A 19,809-nucleotide genomic window follows, 5' to 3' on the forward strand; every position below is an offset into this window, starting at 1 on the left:
AGGAATATGCAAGAAATAAATTCAATTAACATTTTGGAGAAATTTTCATTGTTTGAAAAGCTATGGACACCACATATAATTGGTGAACTCAACGGACAATATATTAAGCTTTGTAAACTTAAGAACGACTTTGTCTGGCACAGCCATAAGGAAGAGGATGAAATGTTTGTGGTAATTAATGGCACATTGATTATGGATATTAAAGATGGAAAAACAATATCAACTAGGTCTGGAGAAATATTGATAATGCCAAAAGGAGAAGAGCACAGGCCCTGGACAAATGGAGAAGAAGTTATGGTAATGCTTATCGAGCCCAAAACCACACAGTATACAGGTGAACTTAAAGTTCCTCAAACTGTTGAAAAATTGGAATGGATATAAATGAAGAATAAAAAGCAACACTAAAAAAAAACGTTAGATAAAAAAACAAAGAATGAATCAATTTGCTGAATTTCAATTATATAATATCTTTTTAAAAAGGAAAAATTGATCATGATGGTAATTTAATAAAAAATAAAATTATAAAAGCATCATAATATTTTCTTTATAGGTTTGTCCTATCGGCACTTTATATTTATCAATTAGTATTCTGTTGCCTTCAATCTGTTTGATTTTATCTTTAGCCACTATAAAAGATTTATGGGTTCTTATAAAGTTAGTTTTTGGAAGTAACTGTTCCAAATCAGAAATTTTTTGAGGACTAACAATCATCTCATTCTTTAAATACACTTTGGTATAATGCCCATAAGCTTCTATAAATAATAAATCTTCAAAATGAATTTGATGGTGCTTTTTATTACCTTTTAAAAAAAAGCTGTTTATACTTGGTTCTGTTTCGTTTGGTGGTAATGTAACATTACTTTTTTTATTTTGAGCACTATCAAATGTCTTGTTAATGGCTTTTAGAAATCGGTCAAAGCTAAAGGGCTTCAGCAAATAATCCGAAACATTAAGTTCATACCCTTCAAAAGCAAATTCTTTGTAAGCTGTAGTCACAATTATTTTGGGTGGATTGGGTAGGGTTTTTAAAAAATCGAAACCTGATAGTTTGGGCATATTAATGTCCAAAAACAGTAAATCTACAGTGTCTTCATTCAAAAACTGTAAGGCTTCAAAGGCATTATAACAGCTTCCTTTCTTTTCTAAATAAGGCAAATTTTCGCAATAATTTTCAATAATGCGATGGGCAATAGGTTCATCATCAACAATTAAATAGCGTATCATAACATTTCTATTTTAAGTTCTAATTTGTAAATAGAATCTTTAACATCAATTTTTATATTGTGTTTGTCAGGATATAATAATTTTAAACGCTGTTTTAGATTCTGTATTCCAATACCGGCAGTTTGGAAAGTTTCTTTTGCTTCGAAGTTATTTTCAATATCAAAATAAAGTATGGCAGCATCAATTTTTATATTGATATGAATATAAGCATCTTCGGTTATGCTTTCTACACCATGCTTAAAGGCGTTTTCCAACGGAATAATAAATAGTAATGGTGCAATTTGATAATCAATTTCGCGACTATGACTAAAAACAATATCGACTCTTTTTTGGTATCGTATTTTATGCAATTCAATGTAGTTCTTTAAGTATTCTATTTCCTCTTTTAACGGTACAACATCTTCTTTTCCCATATAAATAGTATAACGCATTATGTCGGATAATTTTAAAATAACATTTGGTGCATCATCAGATTTTTCTATTACTAATCCATATAAATTATTTAAAGTATTAAAGAAAAAATGGGGATTGATCTGGCTTTTCAATAACGATAATTCGGCTTTTGTTTTTTTTGATTCTATTGTTTTCATCCATTTCCATTGCTGATAAAACCAAGTTAATAGCAATACAAAAAAAGGTGCTGTCAAGATGATTTTTATTTCTTTTTCCTGCTCAAAGTACCTATTTATATCATTAATATATACTCTTAGATAGTAGAAATAACCCAAAACCAAGCTATAATACCCCATTATAATTAACGCGTACTTTTTGAAATAAGAAGGAGCTATGATGGCAAAAAAGGACAATCCAACGCAAATTAATCCGATAAAGGTTATGGGATTGTCAATTATTTTTGAATTCAGATCATTTATAATGATTACAAAAAAAACAAAAAGCAGAACAAGCAACTTTAGAGAAATGGTTTTATGCTTTTTTAAAAACGAAAAATAATGAATGGGCAAAGAAATTAGAAACCAACTAAAAATAAAACTTAGGATATTGGCTAATGTTAGAGAATCATCAATGTAAATAAAATTAAAATACAGCATCACAACTACTGCAATCCTTTGGATTAGTAATCCATACAAAAAGGCTTTGTACTTTTTAAGAAATTCAATCATGAGTCAAAATTAACAAAAAATGACTTTTTCCCAGTACAATCTGCACCAATTCACTTAAAAGATACACAAACGCTGCTTTTTTAGGCTTAAACCGGATTTGAACATAAAATATATTGTATGTGAGTGTTATGGACATGTTGATGCTAAATATTTTAGTCCGTTTTAGTTTAACGATATGTTTGTTGAAAATTATAAATAGTAAAACGAAAACAATATGAAAACCTATCTCAAAACAATGCTGCTGATTTTATTTTTAACCTTGCAAAATGTAGTAGCACAAGACATTAAACGATTATTGAATGCAAAGGAGAAAAACGAAGTGGTATCGGCAATTAAAACTCATCTTGAAGTAGCTTACATCGATTTGGATTTATCCAAAAAAATGATGATGAAACTGGATAAAAATTTAAAATCGGATACCTATAAGAAAATTACAAGTCCTGTTGAATTCGCTAAAAGACTAACAGAGGATTTGCAAAGTATTAGTAAAGATTTGCACCTAAAAGTTCGATTTGAACCAGAGCGTATTGCTCAGGAAAAACTTGCTGTTTCGGAAGAAAAGCGATTAGAAATGGAGAAAAGAACAGCTATGCAAATGACCGAAATAAATTACGGATTTACAGAAGTGAAAATACTGCAAGGAAACATTGGTTATTTAAATTTAAGTCAGTTTGCAGATATAAAATATGCAGAAGAAACAGCTGTCGCAACTATGAATTTTTTAAGCAATACCAATGCAATCATTATCGATTTACGCTCAAATGGAGGTGGTGTTCCCAGTATGATGCAGTTATTATCGAGTTATTTTTTTGATAAAAAACCTGTTTTATTAAGTGATTTTTATGAGCGAAAAACTAATACAAAAACACAACTATACACATTTGAAAATGTAAACGGAAAACGAAGTACAAACAAACCTCTTTATATTTTAACCAGTAAACATACTTTTTCGGCGGCAGAAGCATTTACTTATACTTTAAAGCATTTAGATAAAGCTATTGTAGTTGGTGAAATTACAGCCGGAGGTGCGAACCGAAGCAAACGAATTAATTTAAACGATGAGTTTACAATTTCTATGCCTTACATCCAAGCCATTCATCCAGTAACAAAAACCAATTGGGAAGGAAAAGGTGTTCAGCCCGACATAAAAACGGATGAAAAAGACGCTTTTGTGTATGCTTATGTAGATGCTATTAAAAAAACATTCAAAAGAAATAAAAATACTGTTTTAAACAAAATTGGTTATAGTTTTTTGCAAGACAAATCATTTGATAATGCGCTATTCGTATTTCAGGAGAATGTAAAATTATATCCAGAGGATTCTAATTCCTGGGATAGTTTAGGGGAAGCCTATTTTGCAAATCAGGATAAAGAGAACTCATTAAAAGCATACCAAAAAGCTTTAGAATTAGACTCAGGTTCAGCATCGGCAAAAGCAATGATTCAGAAACTAGTAAACATTAAATAAAAAAGAAGCTAGTTGGCGGTAATTAAAACTATTTGAACAATGAAAAAAAACATAATTAAACTTTTAGCACTGGTATTTGTAATATTCTCAAATGCTTGCAATACCAAGAAATCAGCAACAAAAAAGAATAATTCTTCGATAGACGAAAATCTATACTTTGGGTATAAGCCACCAGGACTAAAACCTGAAGTTTTTGTTCCTAAAAAGAGTACTTCTGAAGATTGGAAACTAGGGAACAAGGACTCTTTGGATATGGAAGAGTTTTACTTCACTTACTCAGGGAATGACCCTTTTCAGCCTGCCGTTATTGTTTATCGGCAAGAAGAAAATTATTATAGAGCCAGTAAATATACTTTTCACCCCAGTGGTGCTGAAAATAGCAACATCTTATACTCAAGGCATAACTATATTGAACGTACAGATTCTGGTTGGTCAAAGCTAAAAAGCCTAGGTCCAATGTTTGACAACAAATATTTGGGCATTATGGTGTTGTCAATATCCGCTAATGGGACTATTGTTTTTGATGATTATAAAACTGATGACGGAATCCGTATATCAAGGATTAAAGACGGTAAACGTGAAGAACCAAAGCTACTCGGCAAGGAGATTAACTCAGGAAAATTGGTCGCCCACCCCTTTATAGCACCTGATGAATCCTACTTAATATGGGATAGCGAGAGAGAAGATGGATATGGTAAGTCTGACAATTATATCAGTTTTCGACAGCAAGATGGTTCATGGAGTTCAGCTATTAATATGGGAGATAAGATAAATTCAGCATTAGTAGAAAATGGTGCGAGGTTAACACCTGACGGAAAATATTTGCTTTTTAGAAGGTCAGAAGAAAAAGTAAAAGAGGATGGAAGTACATATTGGGAGACTAAAGATTATTGGGTTGACGCTAAAATCATTGAACAGTTAAGACCTCAATAATGAGTTCTGTCGCATCTGGGAATAATTTTATCTTTATAATTTTAAACCCATCTAAAAATCAATACCAAAGATCATTGTTATTCAAAGTCTATTATTCTGCGGGTTAAGCTAAAAACAGCTAATTACACTTGTAGATAAATGAAGTGATTGGGGTATTTTTAAAAATGATTTTACCAATAAAATTGGTCTTTAATTTTGAAAACTTTAGTTTTAGATCGGTAGTAATAGATTTATTATAAGGTTTTTGTAGTATTTAATTATTTAACATCTGATATTTTATGAAGAAAACATTACTATTTATTACTCTTATTTTTACATTGCCAGTTCTTGCACAGCAAAATCCCTCGGAAGAGTCACTTAAAAATGCGGTTCGTGAAGGTGTTCTACAGGCTAAGAGGATATTAAATGAAGAAGCAAGGGTACGAAGAACATCCGTTCCTGGATCGATAATTCCTAAAATAAAGCCCGATACCATTACAGATCGTCAGAGCTTTGACTTTGCTAATACGGACATTATTAAGGCAGAAGTCAAGGATTATTATTATTATTATTATGTGGTGAGTTACTATCGTAAACCGTATGACAAGCAAAGGATAGATAAATTACAAAAGCAGGTAGGTAAGCTGAATGTTCAAGTAAGTAATTTGAATAGATCAGATAATATTTCTGGTTTGACACAAAGGTATTCAGCCAAAATAGCAAAAGTAAATGACAGTCTTAATAAACTGCAGACCTATAATAGTTCGCTAAAAGATTTGCCGAAAGATAATATCACTATTTTTTATACTCCTGTGCAAATTCCAGTGATATTGACCACCCAATTCCAATTTAAAGTGAGCACCTGATTCCAATTCAAAATGACCACCTAATTCCGGAGCAAAATGACCACCTACATTTTACATCAAAAACTACTTTTTTTCATCTGTTAATTAGTGTTCAAATATACTTAAAATATTACCCTTTGTTTATTCCTCTTTTCTTTCTCATAGATTCTCCATGTAATTCGAGTCGGTGAGAGGTTGAGAAGCGGTGATCTATCTGAAAGTATAGGCTGTCATGCATTAGTTTAAGGTCGTAGGTGGCTCTAATAAAGTATTTTTTATCCAAGTAGTCATTAGTCGTGCGGTAATAGCGGTAGAAGTCCTTGTTTTGTTTGAAGTAGATTTTCAATTTAAGGAGTTCTGCTTTATAATACTTATCTATTGTTTTTAGTGAGCCCAATGGCTTATTGGTTTCCAAAGCGTAGATTTCGTTATAATAAATGAGTTTGGCCGCAAACTTTGGTTTGATGTTCCGGAAGAATTCGATTTCTTCTTTTTTGTTTATTCGTTTGTATTTGATGAAAAAGGTTTTCAGTTGCTCCAGATAAAGAATGTTGCACTTTATCGCCTGCTCGGCATAGTCTATTGGATTTTGAGTTTGCAGATGGATCAGTTTTAATTGTTGCTCCAGTTCAGACATTAGGGATTCAGAGAATAATTTCATAGCCATGGTTTAGGATTTACAAATTGACTTTTTGGGAATAGGGGCTGTAAATCTATCGGATGGGTTTCAGTATTGCAAATAGTATACTGTTCAATTCCCGAATTGCATACTGGTAATTTTATCATAATTAAAATTGATTGATTTAAAGAAATACCACTATATTTACTACAAATCTTTAATAATCAGCATGATTGATATTGCAAAAGTTAAAACAGAACTTTTATTAGAAGAGACAAAAACAAGCGGTCATGCACCTTTGAAGTTTATATGCAACGATGGCCATCTATATTACTGCAAATATTTAGTCGATTTTGATCCAAATGAAATTAACTGCCTTGCGTATGAAATAGTCTCCCATTATCTATTGAAATCCTTAAATATCCCCACTCCAGATATTGCTTTAGTTCAAGTTTCCGAGGGGACTTTGGATAAAAGTAAAATCATAAAAAACAGACGACTTCGTGTAAACCATATTTGCTTTGGCTCTAAAGGGATCGATCCTTCAGAAGAAATTAACGAATTTGAAAGCTGTAGAAGCAAAAGAGATTATAATCGAATTTTAAATCCAGCAGATGTTATCAAAATTGCCCTTTTTGATTTATGGATTAATAATGTGGATAGAGGACGATTTATCAACCCCGGATTTAATTACAATCTTTTGGCTGTTCACTTTGGTAATAAACGTAAAATAGTGGCATTTGATCATGCGTTTGTTTTTGGTGGAGTCCAACAAATAGGCGTTTTTAATTCAAAAATGCCCTTCGAAAATCAGGGTAAATTCCATCAATCGGATTTTTACAAGAGCTTTATCCGCTTTATGGCTGAAGAAGAAATAATTGAAATTGTTGATAATTTCATACCTTTGTTGAAAATTTCCCATAAAGAGGTTATTGATACTGTTGTTTTTCAATTAACTGATATATGGAAATTAACGCCTAATTTAGGGGACCGAATACAAGAATATTTGTTTTGTGAAGAACGAATTGAAAAAGTAAAAGCGGTTATATTGAAAAGTAAATCCATTTATTAAAATGAAAACATTTTTTAGCATTGTCAGCATTCAAACCAATCCTATTTCTTCGGAAAAAGTGGTTATGGGCGTATTGGCTATTACTGGAAATGAAATTTATTTTGATTATTCTAAAAGCAAATTGGGATTACTGGATAAATTGGCTCCTACCAAAATTGGGATTGGGAGCATGGCTAAAAATGCTTTGCAGCAAATCAAGCAAAAAGTGACTGAGACTAATAAAGCGTTGATCAAAGACCAACAGGAATTAGTATTTGAAAAATCGATTTTCTCTAAAGATTATATTTCTTATTTGAATAAATACAATAATGGCATTTTGCATTTTTCGGAACCTGCTTCTTTACCTTTTGATTTTACTGGCGAAAAATTCATGCAGTATTATTACAATTTTGTAGGTGAAGTTGTAGTCCTTGAAACTAAAAAAGAAGTTGTAACTTTTGCTAAAAAAATAAAACCTGCTTTTGAAAAAGTAGGTCTTGAGGAAAAAGCGGATCTAAAATTCACTTTTGACCCTTTAACTTTCAATGGCATCCTAAAAGAAACGCATATACCCCTGATTACTAAGAATGGAGCTATTAATACCATTCAAATCGTTGATTTTAGTTTAGGAGAGCAAACGGTGGTGCATCATTTGTATGAAACAAAAATTATAAAAGAAGCCTTGAATGTCTTTGCCCAAAAGGCTAATACTGAAGTCACAAAAATTAAAATTGTTTTTGAAGAACCAATTCAAGGTACATTACAATACGATTTGTTTGATTTGAGTGTTCAAAACTACAAAGAGGATTTTGATTTTATTACACCAGACCTATTAGAAAAAGAAACGGAAGTGATTTGTAACTCCAATAATATCAAATTCTCTGAATTCCTTTTGACATTATAATCTTAAAAAGGTCTTTTCAGTCCTTTCTTTTTTACAATATATTTTTCTATTTTGTCCTTTAAAATATTTAACCGTACTTTATTGATATTCACGGAATGCAATTCTGTGCTATCAGGTTAAAAATCAGCGCTATCGGCTAGCTGACCTAGATTTCCGAGCCATCGGGGGAGATTAGTACCTTTTTCATTGACAGTTATGGAATGTAATGCTGTATTATCGGGATTACTGATCTTAATTAATTTTGTTTATCGGCACAATCAAGATGCTTCCGTCCCTCTGGGATATCAAAGAGCTGGATTTTTTACATCTTAAATTTATCTATAAAGTCTCCCTTATAATTTGTAAGTTTGGTGAACAAACCAGATTTAAGAGCATCGACCAGATTATGAATACTACACTTCTTGAACCAAGAAAAGCTATTAATAAAGCTTTTTTGAAAATTAAACCTAGCAGAAGCTTTATAGAGATATTTAAAAGCAATCTTATTCAGTTGCTAGACAGAATTAATGAAAAAGAATCTGAAGAATTTCATAAGAATCTGGTTACGGCGTTTCTGAAGAAAACGTATTATGAACCTAACTATTTTGTAAATACTAAAGGGCGTAATGATTTAGTAATTCATAATGGAAGAGAGCCTGGAAGTTTTGTAGGCGTAATTATTGAGGCAAAAAGTCCAGTAAATAAATCAGAAATGATTTCGATTGCCAATCCGAATAAAAAAGCATTACATGAATTGGTATATTACTACATGAGAGAAAGGATAACGCATCAAAATACAGAATTAAAAAATCTTGTGGTTACTAATATTTATGAATGGTTTATTTTTGATGCACAACTCTTTAACAAGCTTTTTGCAGAAAATAAAGGATTTGTAAAGCAGTTTACTGATTTTGAAAATAAGAGAGCATCAGGGAGTAGTACCGATTATTTTTATAATGAAATCGCAGCACCGTTTATTGCTTCATTGGCGGCGACTATAGAGTATACCCATTTTGATATCCGTAGTTATGATAAACCACTGCGGAACGCTGACAAAAATGATGATAAGCAATTAATTGCATTGTATAAATTATTGTCACCAGAGCATTTACTTAAACTTTCGTTTGCGAACGACAGTAATAGTCTTGATAAGAATTTTTATACAGAGTTACTACATATTATTGGTTTAACAGAAACTAAAGAAGGAGGGAAAAAGCTGATTCAACGGAATAAAAAAGATAAACGTTTTTCTGGTTCTTTACTGGAAAATGTCATATTACAGTTGGATAGTATGGATAAATTATCACGTGTTGAAAATCCAAAACAGTATGGGAATAACAGCGAAGAACGTCTTTTTTCTATTGCATTGGAACTTACTATTACATGGGTAAATAGAATCTTATTTTTAAAACTCCTTGAAGCTCAGTTGATATCTTATCAGAAAGGCAACCGCGATTATTCTTTTTTAAATTCACAAAGGATTAAAGACTATGATGTTCTGAATACATTATTTTTTCAGGTTTTAGCGAAAAAGAATAATGAACGAAATGATGATGTACAGCAGTTTGATAAAGTTCCCTATCTGAATAGCTCCCTTTTTGAAATGACAGATATGGAGCATCAAATGTTTCCGATATCTCAATTGGAAGATAATAAAACTTTACCTTTATTAAATTCGACAGTAATTAAAGATTCACTTGGAAAGAAGCGAACAGGAGAATTGAACGCTTTGCATTATTTTTTCTCATTTCTTGATTCTTATGATTTTGCAAGTGAAGGATCCGAAGATATTCAAGAGGATAATAAAACCTTAATTAATGCTTCGGTTCTTGGATTAATTTTTGAAAAAATAAATGGTTATAAGGATGGTTCTTTCTTTACCCCGGGTTTTATTACCATGTATATGTGTAGAGAGACTATTCGTCGATCAGTTGTTCAAAAGTTTAATGAAATTAAAGGTTGGGATTGTACTAGCTTTCTTGAATTACAAAATAAAAAGTATGATATAGAGGAGGCCAATACTATTATAAACAGTTTAAAGATTTGTGACCCAGCTGTTGGTTCTGGGCATTTTTTAGTATCTGCTTTAAATGAAATTATTTCTATTAAAAGCAAACTTGAGATATTACGTGATAAGGAAGGTAGACTTTTGAAAAATTATCAAATAATTATCGAGAACGATGAATTAATGATTTTTGATGATCGTGATGGAAGCTTTTTTCAGTATAATCCATTAAGTGAAGAAAGCAGAAGAGTACAAGAAACTTTGTTTAATGAAAAGCAAACTATTATTGAGAACTGTTTGTTTGGTGTTGATCTTAATCCCAATTCTGTAAAAATATGTCGTTTACGTTTATGGATTGAATTACTTAAAAATGCATATTACAGATCAAATACAAATGAATTAGAAACACTTCCTAATATTGATATCAATATAAAATGTGGCAATTCATTAATAAGTCGTTTTGATCTAGATACAAATCTTAAAGAAGCTTTAAAGAAAAGTAAACTTTCTATTGAAATTTATAAAAATGCAGTTGATACTTATCGAAATGCCGATAGTAAAGAGCAGAAAAAAGAAATGGAAACTTTAATTGGAGAGATAAAAACCAATTTTAGAAGTGAAATTAATTCTAACGACCCCAAATTAATTAAACTCTATAAACTTAAAGGCGAGCATTTGATACTTACTTCGCAGACAGGTTTATTTGAACTTAGCAAAAAAGAAGAATCTGCAAGAAACAAAAAAATAAAAATAGTTTTAGCAGACATTTCGAAATTAGTTTTTGAGATTGAAGAAATAAAAAGTAATAAGATATTTGAAAATGCTTTCGAGTGGCGTTTTGAATTTCCTGATATTTTAAATAGCGATGGTGATTTTGAAGGGTTTGACACAGTAATTGGAAATCCACCCTATATTCAGCTGCAAAAATTAGGCGAAGAAAGCAATGCGTTACAAAAAATGGGTTTTGAAACATATACTAAAATGGGCGACATATATAGCCTTTTTTATGAATTAGGTTTTAATATTTTGAAAAAGAATGGAATGCTAACTTTCATAACTTCTAATAAGTGGATGAGAGCCGGATATGGTGAAAGTCTTAGGAAATATTTCGTTGAAAAAGCAAATCCTGAAATTTTAATTGACTTCGGTGGTGTACAAGTTTTTGATACTGCAACTGTTGATACTAATATTTTAATTGCTAAAAAATCAATTTATGATGGTAAAACAAATGCTTGTATTTTGGAGAAAGATTATAGCATAAATAATATGAGCGATTATTTTAGTCAAAAATTCAGTATAATAGATTTTAAATCAACAAGTTGGATCGTACTCAGTATTATTGAGCAGGAAATAAAGAGAAAAATAGAAAATATCGGTATTCCTTTAAAAGATTGGGATATTAAAATAAACTATGGAATCAAAACTGGATACAATGAGGCCTTCATTATTGAAGAAGAAGTTAGAAATGAATTGATTGCTAAATCGCCTAATTGTGATGAAATTATACGACCGATTTTAAGAGGCAGAGACATTCAAAAATATAGTGCAGATTGGCAGAATTTATACTTGATTAACTCTCACAATGGAATTAAGGAATTAAAAATTAAAAACATAGATATTATTAATCACTATCCCGCTGTTTTTGAACATCTTAAAAAGTACTGCCCTCAAATTGAAAATAGATTTGATAAAGGTAATCATTGGACAAACTTAAGAAATTGTGCATATATTGAAGAATTCGATCAACCAAAAATTATTTACCCTAATATGACAAAATACTTACCTTTCATTTATGATACTAAAGGCTATTTTGTTAACGATAAGGGATTTATAATTACAGGCAAAAACATTGAATTTTTAACTGCTTTTTTCAATTCAAGCTTATTTAAGTTCTGCTTTCGCGATAATTTCCCTGAATTACAAGGAGGAACTCGCGAGTTAAGAAAGATTTTCTTCGACAAAATTCCAGTAATAAAAGTTAATGATGAATGTAATCAAACTTTTAAAAATATAATTATAGAAATTGAAAAACTAAAAAAAGAAAATATTTCTACCATTTCCTTAGAAAAAGAAATAGATTATATGATCTTTAGATTATATAATCTAACCGAACACGAAATTAACAAAATAGGCTACATTTCAATTAGCTAGAAAGGAGTTGATAAATACTTAATTTCATCATCACTAAAACCATATGCATTGTAAAATATTTCATCTATTTTCTTTTCTATTAATGAAATTTCATTAATAAATTTTTTACCTGAAAGCTCTATACACTTATCAACTAATTGAATAATTTGATTTTTTTGATACTCATCAATTTTAGGTATTAACAAAGGTTCTAATGCTTGAACACTAGTGATAACATCGCCTGTACCTGTCTTTGGAGCATTATTTAATAATTCCCTTTTACTGATTGTCGAATTTAAAAACCCTAATATAAATTTCAAATCTGTTCCGACAGCAAAGCAAGTACTGTCCAAACAAACAACTTTACTTTCATCATAAGAAAACCTTATTGCCGAACCTATCCTTTTCCAAATAATTTTTGGCATATCAAAATCTCTCCAATAACCTATCTGATCTTGTGTTTCAAACCATTTGTTAGATGTTTTCTTTCTAGCACCTTTTTCACCTGTTTGTTTTAATCTATCATAGTCAAAAGAAAGTAAATATTCTTTAATCTGGGGATAATTATCAATTTCAACTTTTAAACTTGGGAATGTACTAATTAAATATAAATTCTGCCAATCTGCGTTATATTTTTGAATGTCTCTGCCTCTTAAAATCGGTCGTATAATTTCGCTTAAATCTGTTGAAGATGATTTTTGTACTAATTCATCTTTAGTCTTTTCATCTATGATAAATGCTTCATTATATCCTGTTAAAATTCCTCTGTAAATTTTAATGTCCCAATTTTTCAGCGGAGTACCTATTATTTCTACTTTTTTCTTTATATCTAATTCAATAGGGCTTAAAACTGTCCAGCTTTCTGAATTAAAGACGATTAAGCTTGATTTTTGACTAAAATAATCGCTGGATTAGTGGTTACATTAATAGATAGTGATAATTATATATTTTCTTACTTCAGAAAATGTACATTTAAAACTTATTAATATTTAATTTATTCAACATGACCTATGGCTACATTCGCGTAAGTACAGACAGACAAACTACGCAAAATCAAAAATTTGAAATCAAAAATTACGCAAAGGAAAGAAGCATAGTAATTGATGAATGGATTGAAGAAACCATTAGTGCTACCAAGAAATTGGAGCAGAGAAAGTTCGGACATTTACTAAACAGAATGAAAAAGGGAGATGTGCTTATTGTATCAGAACTTTCGAGGATGGGAAGAAATCTAATGCAGATAATGAAAATTCTTCATGATTGTATGGAAAAAGATATACAGGTTTTTACAATAAAAGAGCGTTATGAACTAGGGAACAATATTAATTCTAAAGTTTTGGCCTTTGCCTTTGGTTTATCAGCTGAAATAGAACGTAATTTAATTTCGCAAAGAACAAAAGAAGCTTTGGCTAGAAAAAAAGCAGAAGGTGTAATTTTAGGTAGACCAATAGGTAGTAAATCCAGTACATTGAAACTTACAGGTAAGGAGGAAGAAATAAAGAAGCTATTGAAAAAAAAAATATCTTATAGTGGTATTGGTAGAATTTTGGGTGCACATAGGTTAACAGTATCGAGTTTTGTGAAGGATAATCGATTGTTAAATTGAGTGGTTTTATTTCAGAATAAAAATGATTATTTATTTTTTTATATTTATTCTTATAGATTAATTGATTCACTATTAAAATAATGCTAAAAACGGCTCATTTGTTTGGTAAATTGGTAATATGTTGTATTTTTGTTGCAACAGTACACACCGCGCGATAGGTCTTTTTCATCAAAGATACAGCGTCCCAGGGTGTGTCTTTTGCTTTATAGAGGTTTTTAAATTATAGTTTAGCCCTGCTTTTTCTACATTTTTTTGTAGATTAGCAGGGTATATTTTTATATTATGTTTGAGAAAAAACCGACAACCATTGAGAAGCAAATAGATCAATTACTTAAAAGGGGACTAATTATAAAGAATAGAGCCATAGCGGCTCACCATCTTTCACATATTAGCTATTATCGATTGGGAGAGTACTGGTATTCTATGCAATCTGATAAAGAACATCATATTTTTAAAGAAAACAGTAAGTTTGAAGATGTTATCGCTTTATATTGCTTTGATGGTGAGCTAAAAATACTTTTGTTTGACGTTATTGAAAAAATTGAAATAAGCTTACGTACAAAACTTATTTACCATTTGTCGCATGAGATAAGCCCATGGTGGTTCCAAAATTTTGATTTGTTTAATGACAGTAAAGCTCTAGTGAAGACTTTATCCAGTCTTGAGGAAGAGCTTGAACGCACCAAAGATGAAACTATAAAGAATCATTACAGAAAACATAAGGATGATTTACGTTTTCCTCCTGCTTGGAAATCTTTAGAGCAGACTAGTTTTGGTGCTTTGTCTAAATTATATGGCAACCTTAAACACAATGTTAGGTCTAAAGACATTATTGCTAAAGAATATGGGGTAGTCAATCACACCTATTTGCCAAGTTGGCTGCAGTCAATTGCTCAGATACGAAATTATTGCGCTCACCATTCTCGCTTGTGGAACAGGAACTTACCCGGAAACCCTAAATTATTGAGGACACCGCCAAACCCATGGATAGTTGATGTGCCAAAACAGCATGAATTTCTAAACCTTTGCTTTTTTGACAAAAAATTAAATTCTCTAAAAACAAATCTTTATACTCATTCCTCGTAAATACATCCAACCAACCTACCACTGCACTTGAGCGAAGCGGATGCACGAATACCTATAAAAAACAATAAATATGTCATGAGTAAAACTAATAAAATACAATCCCTCTGGATTGTGAAATTTATAATTTCTACTCATAATTATTAGTTTTTACACAAATTTTGTACTTTAATCACGAATCACACGAAAGGATTCATGCGGTAGCTGGGGATAAACCAAAAATCCCACTCATTATTCACAACTTCTGGTTCCGTTCAACACTGGTTTTTCATTACTTCGTCCGTTCGCTGTCGCTCAAATGTCACATTACATAGGCTGCGCAAACTCAGCTTTTAAAAGAATTCCTTAATGTTGATAGCATCTTCCACTTGGGTTGGTTGTCATTCTTTTGCATCTTGCGCCTTTTTTTGTCCTTCCAGCGCATTGTGTTGACGAACTTGAGCTTTGAATTCTTTCTATATTTTTGTTATCAAGAAAACTACTTCTACCATTTGCAGTTTGGTCTTTATTTGGTTTGCAAACTTTGCATGCTTCATATGCTCTTTCTATTGCTTGTCCTAAGTCGACACTTATTGACGAGTATTTTAAATGACCACAATTAATATCGTGGTATTTTTTACCCGTTTTTGTAATGTAAACAGTTTGAGATAAAACGATGTTAAAAGTCAACGACAAAAAAAGCAAGAATAAATATTTTTTCATTTATTGTGTTTTCTGTTAAGTGGCGAATTATTTCTTCCAACGTCAGTTCATAAAAAACCTCCGTTACTACCCTCAAATATAACAAAATACTAATACAAAAAGAAGATTATTCTTATTTTTAAGAATGCAACACCTCACTGGAATTTTCCGCCAACAAATGCTTTTTTTCAAGTTTAGAAGAGGTAATTAAATGCATTCTAAATTTCCTACTTCTGCCGCGGCGAATCGAGGGTTTACAATTCTGTATCATTGGGATTATTTACTTAATTGATTTTCTTTGTGGGCACAAGCGAGACGCTTGCGCCAGCCTGGGCGTTTTTCAAGTTTAGAAGACGTAATACCTTCATTCAGTTTTAAAAACATTCACGGAAAAAGTCAGGAAACTTTTATTATGCTTACGGCTTTTAAAGGTATTTTTAAGAAAATGCATGAAACATTTGCCTAGCGTAGAGACGAACACTTAGTGGAGCGGACAACACATCACCGGAATTTCTCGCCAACAAATGCGCTTTTCAAGTTTAGAAGATGCAATTTAATCACGAACCACACGAAAGGATTAGCTTCGCTGAATTTCATTTCGTGCGGTAGCGGGGGGCTGATGTATATAAATGAGTCGCGTTGCAAACGAGCACCAGATGGGAGATAGCGTTCCTATTTCTTTTTTTGGGTTATTTGATTTTTATTCCTTTTGGCCCTGGGAAATCTTTGCCTAAATGGCTGTACAATCTTCTTACTTTTGAACGCCAACTTATTTTTGCTTCAATCCAAGTTTTGCTTCCCTCGATGATTTGTATAGTATCATTTGTATGTGATGGAAACTTTGAATAATCGGAATTATCGTCAAATTTTAATAATAATTCGGGATTGTCAATCGGGGTTTTATTTTTGCTTAAATCAAATATTGTTTTATCTTCTTCTTTATTGAATTTAAGTGTTTTGACTTTTAAGTCTTCATATAAATCGATTAATGAAATTGAATCGGTTATGAAGTCTAAATCATAAATGTCTTTTTTGGTAGAACGGTTTGAGGTGCTGATTAATTTGAACAAACCAATGTCTCTTTTTGAAAGTAAACTTATTCCTTGATTTACTTCTACCTCAAACAAATTCTTCATATTTTGAAGCATCTCTACTTTTATAGTTACACCATCTTCTAAATCAAGAAAGAAACGCAGAAAGCAATATTGGTCGTTTATATCACAGGGATCGTCAAAGCTTTTTGTTTTTGTACCAAAGTAGTTTTTGACTTCATTTTCGATGTTTTTAAACCCCTCTTTGCCAATTATTCCATCGTAAAAGAAATCAATATCATCAGAAACTCTATGATTGAATTGTAATGCTAGATTTGTACCACCCCCTAAAGTAAATTTTGATACTGTTGGTAATGTTTGTAATTCTATAATGGCTTTTATTATTGCTGGAGTAACTGCCTTCATGAATTATAGCGAAAAACGAAGAAAAGGTTTTACATTGTATCTTTTTGCCACACTTATACAAACTTTGTTACTGATACTCTCTGTTGTTAATTTTAAGTATTTAACAATGTCTTTAGTAGAATATAATTCTTCTAATTTTAGAATATCTGTTTCAAATGTATCTGGAGTTGTTGCATACAAAGCCCTTGGTATAATAATAGACTTATCTTTAGAAAGATTAAGTTTACTAGGATCCATATCCCAAAACAAGTGTTTGGGAAAAATTGTTGCTATGTTTACTGACTGTTTCACTATGCAAAAATACTGAATTTAGTGTTATATAGTGCATTACTATAAAAAAGTTTAACTTCTTTGATTTTAACGACTTAATGTAATCTAGAAAGAAAACTAATAGCAGCTGTGGAGATAGTCATTAGCGAAATGAAGCAAACAAAGATGTGAGTATAGGACTACTTGGACTAAACGAGGATTTTGTGCGACACTGTCCCAAAAAGGGTGTAAGTTGAAAAGTTAAGGCTCGATTTTATAATCTGAGCCTTTTTTGAAATCAGATACATATCCTAATATAGGTCTAAATAAAAGTATGCTTTTCTAACTAGACACATGCTTTCTAAATGCCTTAATTATTTGAAAAATCATAATTCCTAAAAATATACGATGCAATAAGTCAATAAAATAAATCCAATCTGTTTGAATTGTCTTACCATAAGTTAAGTCCGTTCTTCTGACAGGATTAAATAAATTCCAAAATGTTTTAAAATTCGTCATGAAGACCTCAAATGTATTTTTAATATCATAAGGATCACATGAAAATGAAAATAGAATTTTATCCGATATGCCGGCAAGGATTATAACATACACGAATAATGTTAGAAAGAAAACTATTATTACCGGTTTTATCCAATTTAGACCATAATCATTAAACCTGCTAAATGTCATAATTATTTTATCACTCAAACTGTAATTTTTAGACTGTCTGAGTTCATTTCTGTAGGATTCCATTTCTCGAGCTTGAAAAAAAAGACTATCAATCTGATTTCCATTGTTCTTCAAAGCCTGTTTCAATTGTCTGTATATTTCCCGCTTCCTTTTGAATCGATCTTCTTCAGACTGCTCTGCAACTTCGATTATAAGTTTATTATCTGCAAACCACTTATTATTGGTTGGCTTAATTTTATCTAAAGTTACATTATCAAATTTTAATGCTGTAAATCGAGACAGCTGTAAAGCTTTATTTTTGTGAACACGAGGCATAATGATATTACCATTTTCACCTGTAATTAATTCTGGTAAAATTTGAGAATCAAAACTATATGATTTTCCAAGATGCTGGTAATTTTCAGTAGCCCAAAAAATATTTTTTTTGTGGTATGGTCACAAAGCATTATGTCAAGAACACCAGGATAACGTTCAATTATTTCATTTTCTAATATTTCAGCACCTATTCTCAACTAATTCATTTTTTATATTATTAGATATTTCTAACATTTAATTATGCTAATAAACACTATTTCTTTTTATTTTTCAGATTCAATGCTTGGATTTGCTTATCAAAGTCGGAGTTTATTTTTTGCGTTTTGTTGAAGGTATCGTATTCTTTGGCTGCTTTATTAATCGCTTGCTGGTGTGATATTTTACCGAAGCCTTCTAGAACTTTGTATTCGTTGAAGTTTAAAAATTTGTTTACACTTTCTGCTAAGCCTTCCATGGTGAAGGAGTTTTGGCGTTCGATTAGGTTTTCGATATAGTCGAAATAGCCCGATACGGTACGTTCCAGTTGTTTTATTTCTTTTTCTTCGAGGTAATTTTTAGCAATAGCCGTATCGGATTTCAAAATTCTACCCTCGGGAGCGTTTTTAAAAGTGGTTAATCCCATTTGTGGTTTGGAACTGTCGGCTTTTAGGTAAATGATTTCGGCAGCGGTTTTACCTGTAATGGCAAAATGGAATTTGTTTTGCACCATAGCATAGAAGCTTTTGGTGATTTCATCTTTTGGGTCGTAATCAATACTACACTCGGCAAAAATATCGGTAACTTGTTGGTAAATTCTACGTTCACTGGCACGGATAGAGCGAACTCTTTCGAGCAATTCTTTGAAATAGTCTTTGCTAAAGGCTGTGGTGCCTTGTTTTAATCTATCATCATCCATAGCAAAACCTTTGATGATGTATTCTTTTAAAACTTTAGTAGCCCAAATACGAAACTGGGTTGCTTTGGAAGAATTGACACGGTAACCAACCGAAATGATGGCATCGAGATTATAGTATTCTAAATTACGAGTTACTTCGCGTTCGCCTTCGATTTGAACTGTTCGGAATTTCCGAACGGTTGCCTCTTTTTCTAATTCGCTACTCTCGTAAATGTTGCTAAGGTGTTCACTAATAGTTGATTTGGTTACGCCAAAAACATCTGCCATTTTTTGTTGGGTCAGCCAAATGGTTTCATCTTGTAGGTAGGCTTCAATTTTTACATTGCCGTTTGGAGCGGTGTATAGAATGAAGTTATTGTTATTTGGCATTAAATCACTCATTGTGTTTTTGTTTCTTTATGATTTTTTAGACTTGATCCTACAATCACACTTACTCAATTGTGCATACAGTGTGTACACAATTGGGAAAGTAGCTGTTCTTTTTTAAAGATTATTTTCCAATATGGCAGTAAATAGTCTTAGCTACAAACATACTAAAAAGCAAAATGAAGTAAACAAATGAAACCCTTAAAAAG

At 31.4% G+C, this 19,809-nt stretch carries 18 protein-coding genes; 9 read left to right on the forward strand and 9 right to left on the reverse strand.

Going from position 1 to position 19,809, the window contains the following annotated elements:
* The first annotated feature begins 6 nt into the window (after positions 1–6).
* Positions 7–381, forward strand: coding sequence for a cupin domain-containing protein (locus tag LNP19_RS10495; protein WP_230061877.1), 375 nt, complete (start codon positions 7–9; stop codon positions 379–381).
* A 138-nt stretch (positions 382–519) separates the two neighbouring features.
* Here the strand turns inward: LNP19_RS10495 and LNP19_RS10500 are convergent, their stop codons facing one another.
* Both LNP19_RS10500 and LNP19_RS10505 read right to left on the reverse strand, forming a co-directional pair.
* Positions 520–1,224 carry a LytR/AlgR family response regulator transcription factor gene (locus LNP19_RS10500; protein WP_230061878.1) on the reverse strand — a complete coding sequence of 235 codons (705 nt, stop codon included), beginning with the start codon at positions 1,222–1,224 and terminating at the stop codon, positions 520–522.
* Positions 1,221–2,345: a sensor histidine kinase gene (locus LNP19_RS10505; RefSeq protein WP_230061879.1), complete on the reverse strand. Its 1,125-nt coding sequence runs from the start codon at positions 2,343–2,345 to the stop codon at positions 1,221–1,223. The genes LNP19_RS10500 and LNP19_RS10505 overlap by 4 nt, the downstream gene beginning before the upstream one ends.
* 214 nt (positions 2,346–2,559) lie before the next feature.
* Here LNP19_RS10505 and LNP19_RS10510 point away from each other — a divergent pair, with 214 nt between their 5' ends.
* The 3 genes from LNP19_RS10510 to LNP19_RS10520 all read left to right on the forward strand — a co-directional run bounded on the left by LNP19_RS10510 (position 2,560) and on the right by LNP19_RS10520 (position 5,591).
* A complete protein-coding gene (locus LNP19_RS10510) occupies positions 2,560–3,813 on the forward strand; it encodes a S41 family peptidase (protein ID WP_230061880.1) in 1,254 nt (417 codons plus the stop codon).
* Between the two features lie 39 nt (positions 3,814–3,852).
* Positions 3,853–4,746 (forward strand): hypothetical protein, encoded by an 894-nt coding sequence (locus LNP19_RS10515; protein ID WP_230061881.1) that lies wholly within the window; start codon positions 3,853–3,855, stop codon positions 4,744–4,746.
* A gap of 278 nt (positions 4,747–5,024) precedes the next feature.
* The gene (locus LNP19_RS10520; RefSeq protein WP_230061882.1) at positions 5,025–5,591 is read left to right on the forward strand and encodes a hypothetical protein; all 567 of its coding nucleotides are present in this window, start codon (positions 5,025–5,027) and stop codon (positions 5,589–5,591) included.
* Between the two features lie 109 nt (positions 5,592–5,700).
* Here the strand turns inward: LNP19_RS10520 and LNP19_RS10525 are convergent, their stop codons facing one another.
* On the reverse strand, positions 5,701–6,231 hold the full coding sequence (locus LNP19_RS10525) for an RteC domain-containing protein (RefSeq protein ID WP_230061883.1): 531 nt from the start codon (positions 6,229–6,231) through the stop codon (positions 5,701–5,703).
* 187 nt (positions 6,232–6,418) lie between these two features.
* On the opposite strand from LNP19_RS10525, the gene LNP19_RS10530 reads away from it, so the two are divergent.
* The 3 genes from LNP19_RS10530 to LNP19_RS10540 all read left to right on the forward strand — a co-directional run bounded on the left by LNP19_RS10530 (position 6,419) and on the right by LNP19_RS10540 (position 12,279).
* On the forward strand, positions 6,419–7,261 hold the full coding sequence (locus LNP19_RS10530) for a HipA family kinase (RefSeq protein WP_230061884.1): 843 nt from the start codon (positions 6,419–6,421) through the stop codon (positions 7,259–7,261).
* A 1-nt stretch (position 7,262) separates the two neighbouring features.
* The gene (locus LNP19_RS10535; protein WP_230061885.1) at positions 7,263–8,144 is read left to right on the forward strand and encodes a hypothetical protein; all 882 of its coding nucleotides are present in this window, start codon (positions 7,263–7,265) and stop codon (positions 8,142–8,144) included.
* A 385-nt stretch (positions 8,145–8,529) separates the two neighbouring features.
* Positions 8,530–12,279 carry a DUF7149 domain-containing protein gene (locus tag LNP19_RS10540; protein WP_230061886.1) on the forward strand — a complete coding sequence of 1,250 codons (3,750 nt, stop codon included), beginning with the start codon at positions 8,530–8,532 and terminating at the stop codon, positions 12,277–12,279.
* On the opposite strand, the gene LNP19_RS10545 is transcribed toward LNP19_RS10540, so the two are convergent.
* Positions 12,276–13,136, reverse strand: a complete 861-nt coding sequence (locus LNP19_RS10545; protein WP_346432226.1) for a TaqI-like C-terminal specificity domain-containing protein — start codon at positions 13,134–13,136, stop codon at positions 12,276–12,278. The two genes, LNP19_RS10540 and LNP19_RS10545, sit on opposite strands and share 4 nt — an antisense overlap.
* A 125-nt stretch (positions 13,137–13,261) precedes the next feature.
* Between LNP19_RS10545 and LNP19_RS10550 the strand changes: the two genes are divergently transcribed.
* Positions 13,262–13,864, forward strand: coding sequence for a master DNA invertase Mpi family serine-type recombinase (locus tag LNP19_RS10550; RefSeq protein WP_230061887.1), 603 nt, complete (start codon positions 13,262–13,264; stop codon positions 13,862–13,864).
* 282 nt (positions 13,865–14,146) lie between these two features.
* A complete protein-coding gene (locus LNP19_RS10555) occupies positions 14,147–14,950 on the forward strand; it encodes an Abi family protein (RefSeq protein WP_230061888.1) in 804 nt (267 codons plus the stop codon).
* A gap of 342 nt (positions 14,951–15,292) precedes the next feature.
* Here the strand turns inward: LNP19_RS10555 and LNP19_RS10560 are convergent, their stop codons facing one another.
* From LNP19_RS10560 to LNP19_RS10580, 5 genes are all read right to left on the reverse strand, one after another.
* Positions 15,293–15,649, reverse strand: a complete 357-nt coding sequence (locus tag LNP19_RS10560; protein ID WP_230061889.1) for a hypothetical protein — start codon at positions 15,647–15,649, stop codon at positions 15,293–15,295.
* 668 nt (positions 15,650–16,317) lie between these two features.
* The gene (locus tag LNP19_RS10565; protein WP_230061890.1) at positions 16,318–17,085 is read right to left on the reverse strand and encodes a nucleotidyl transferase AbiEii/AbiGii toxin family protein; all 768 of its coding nucleotides are present in this window, start codon (positions 17,083–17,085) and stop codon (positions 16,318–16,320) included.
* Between the two features lie 3 nt (positions 17,086–17,088).
* Positions 17,089–17,322, reverse strand: a complete 234-nt coding sequence (locus tag LNP19_RS10570) for a hypothetical protein (protein WP_230061891.1) — start codon at positions 17,320–17,322, stop codon at positions 17,089–17,091.
* Positions 17,323–17,676: 354 nt separating this feature from the next.
* Complete coding sequence (locus LNP19_RS10575; protein WP_230061892.1) at positions 17,677–18,339, reverse strand: hypothetical protein; 663 nt, start codon at positions 18,337–18,339, stop codon at positions 17,677–17,679.
* Positions 18,340–18,592: 253 nt separating this feature from the next.
* Complete coding sequence (locus tag LNP19_RS10580; protein WP_230061893.1) at positions 18,593–19,615, reverse strand: virulence RhuM family protein; 1,023 nt, start codon at positions 19,613–19,615, stop codon at positions 18,593–18,595.
* Between the last annotated feature and the right edge of the window lie 194 nt (positions 19,616–19,809).

The organism is Flavobacterium acetivorans (assembly GCF_020911885.1).
GTDB lineage: Bacteria > Bacteroidota > Bacteroidia > Flavobacteriales > Flavobacteriaceae > Flavobacterium > Flavobacterium acetivorans.